Origin of the sequence: Gluconobacter aidae, from assembly GCF_009547075.1 — a bacterium.
GTDB lineage: Bacteria > Pseudomonadota > Alphaproteobacteria > Acetobacterales > Acetobacteraceae > Gluconobacter > Gluconobacter aidae.
Genome location: NZ_WIPH01000079.1, coordinates 1 through 2962, shown reverse-complemented (window position 1 = coordinate 2962; position 2962 = coordinate 1). Strand labels below are relative to the sequence as shown.

2 protein-coding genes are annotated in these 2962 nt (G+C 56.6%); both read right to left on the bottom strand.

Annotation, left to right across the window (positions count from 1 at the left end):
• A partial coding sequence (locus GFJ39_RS13730; protein ID WP_153432006.1) for a DEAD/DEAH box helicase family protein occupies positions 1-1974 on the bottom strand: 1974 nt, incomplete at its 3' end.
• Positions 1971-2828 (bottom strand): WYL domain-containing protein, encoded by an 858-nt coding sequence (locus GFJ39_RS13725; protein ID WP_153432003.1) that lies wholly within the window; start codon positions 2826-2828, stop codon positions 1971-1973. The genes GFJ39_RS13730 and GFJ39_RS13725, both read right to left, overlap by 4 nt.
• Positions 2829-2962: the final 134 nt, after the last annotated feature.

The following is a 2962-nucleotide window of genomic DNA, read 5'->3' as shown; positions in this document are numbered from 1 at the left end:
GATCAACTGCTCGGCACGCGGATCGTAGTTGTCGATCACCTGGCAGAACTTGCCGGCGTATTGCGGATACATTTCATCGAAGAGCTGACGCATCAGCATCGCATGCTGATGGTTCCGTGCAAAAATGATGCTCTTTCCTAAGATTTGTCCGGTCGCATCCTTGATCCCGTTTTCCATCAGGTTTCGGAGGATCGCGCGGTTGGTGTCCTTGTTATAGATGACCTTGTCGATCTGCTCCGAGGAGAAATCATACTGCGCCGGGTCCTCCCCCTGGTCTTCGAGCTCCTGGATTTGCTGGGGCGATAGGGCATCGAGGATGATGCCGTCGCGCAGAAACTGGGTCGTGTGCTCATAGACCTCGAATGGGGTCAGGTAGCCTGCCTGAACCGCCTGCTCGAGATCATAATTTGACGTGGGAAGTTGCCCTTCGCACCCAAAGAGGCGGAAGGTGCTCCTCGTAACGAAGTCAACTGGCGTCGCGGTAAGTCCCACCTGATGACAGTCGAAATAGTGAAAGATGTCTCCGTAGACGTTGTAGATGCTTCGATGAGATTCATCCGCGATGATGAGGTCGAAGAAGCCAGGGTCGAAAGACTGGAAGACCTTTTGCATCGCGGGATAGGTCGCAAGGAAGACGCGCTCACTGGCGTTCGTCCTAACGCGCGATGTGATGATCCGCGTGGGCTCCGATAGGAAATCGTTGAAGGCGTTTTTGGCCTGCTTCCGGAGTTCCTTGCGATCACAGAGGAAGAGGACCCGCTTGACCCAACCGGCTCTGATCAGAAGGTCCGTCAGCGCGATCGCAACGCGTGTCTTGCCTGTACCAGTGGCCTGAACCACCAGCGCCCGACGGTGCTTCTGCGAAAACCGCTCAGAAACCCTTTTGATAGCTTCCAGCTGGTACAGCCGATCTACGATCTGATCGCTGATCGCGACCGTGTCGAGGGGCTGCTTGTTGTGCCGTTGGTAGTTCGCCAGATGCTGAAGGCTGTCCTTGGAGTAGAAGCCATAGAGCTTCCGCGGAGGAAAGTCTTGTGCGTCGTCCCAAATCCAGATGTCGAAGCCGTTCGTGTAGAAGATGACCGGGCGGTGCCCATACCGCTTTTCAAGGCTATCGGCATAGAGTTTGGCTTGATGTCGACCAAGCTCGGCATCGGTCGAGGTCTTTTTCGCCTCGATAACGGCCAGCGGGTTCCCGTTGTCATCCCACAGCACGTAATCGGCGTAACCGATGCCTGTAGCCGTAGGTTGTCCGTCGACCTCGACTTCCTTGCCCACTTGTGTCGTGTTCTTGAGGCCTTCGGCGATATCCCATCCGACGCTCGCCAACATGCTATCGATGAGGTGCGTTCGGGTTTCTGCTTCGCTGAACTGAAGTTCATCGGCCGCTGCCTGTGCCGAGCTTGCAAGCTGCTTGAGCTCAGCCGCTTCCTTCTGGGCGGCGGTTGCTTTCGTGCGCGCTTCTTCGAGCTCTGAAAGCAGCGCGTCCATCTGGGCTTCCTGAACCGCCAATTTTTCGAGTACCTGGCGCCGTTCCCGCTCCTCAATCTGACCTGGAATAGCCGGCTGCTGGAAGGTGTTAAGCTGGTCTGCTTTCGCATTCCCGTACCGGACACACATCCAGCGAGCGAGATCGTGTGCCTCCTTGAGCAGCCATAGCGCCTGTTGGCTCCTTACAGGTTCGCCATGCGCGGCTTTGTTGCCGTGAATCCGCAACGCGTGGAGTTTGTCGAGCACAACCTTCGGCGTGATTGCGATGAAGGCGTCGTTCTTCAAGAGATCAACGAATGTGGGCAAGTCAGGCTTTGGCAGCCGGAGCTCGCGGTAGATATCCTTCGTCAGATTTTCTGCGAAGAGCCGAAGCTTGACGAGTGCGCTAGCAGGATCAGCGTGAGCATAGGCTTCTGCAAAGGCGCCAAGACCTGCGAGTTCAGGCCAGCCATCACGAAGGATTTCGAAATTGACAGACCTCATGCCATCGCCTCCGCGAGCGCTGCGTCAAAGGCAGGTCGGTTGGCGACCACGACCGGGACTTCGTGGGGGTTGTCCAGCTTGTCTGCGACATCCAGACGGAGACGCTTCAGGAAGTAGTAGAGCAGCGCCTTTCTCACCATGACTTCAGTGCGCCCGTTCGTCATTTCATAATCTTGGGCGATGATCGATCGCTGGTTCGCACTCAGGGCTGGATTCGGTGCGAGCGCGACCGCGAAGCGATCATGCCAAAGCTTGTCGTCATTCGCGGACGCGCCGGACAGTCCATGCTCTCGGGTCTTCATGCATCGCGAGAGAATGAAGTCTTTGAACTTGTGGTCGATGTGACAGAAGGCACGGATATGCCAGCGCAGTCCGTCATTGCCGAGAGCGTGGGGAGAAATCCGCCTCCACTCGGGGGTGGGCTTCTTGGCGCTCATCGACTGGTAAAAGACCTCTATGGAATGGCCTTCCCTAACGGCCTTAAGGACATCGCGGAGGACGTCGGCTTCCACGCGTCGGTGTGGAATAGGCAGGGCATCATGCTCGGGCGCCGATGCAAGCCAAGCTTCGGTTACACCAGACGTTCCTCCGTTAGCCTCGCGCAGGTGGGCGAGGTACGTGGATGCATTGGGCTGCATGAAAACAGGCTTGAAATCGTCCGCCGCTTTGTAGCGTTTGGCGCTCTTGTCGTAGATCAGATTTCCCGGTGCCTTCTCCTCGTAGAGTGTCAGATCCTTCGAGGCCTGGGGCACGGACACGCCGAACTGGTCTACGATGTCGGCACGGTTGATCCCGCCCTCCCAAAAGAGGCGGAATTCAATGAACTCTAACCGCTTTTCGATACCCCAGCGCATGGCAAGTACTCTTTAAACGGGCGCGACGAGCGCACCCACCAGAATTGTTTGATGATGGGTACATAAACTATACCCATATCTACAATCAATCCCTTGCGCGGACTTTTGGGGCGGAGTTCAATCTCCGGTGTCCA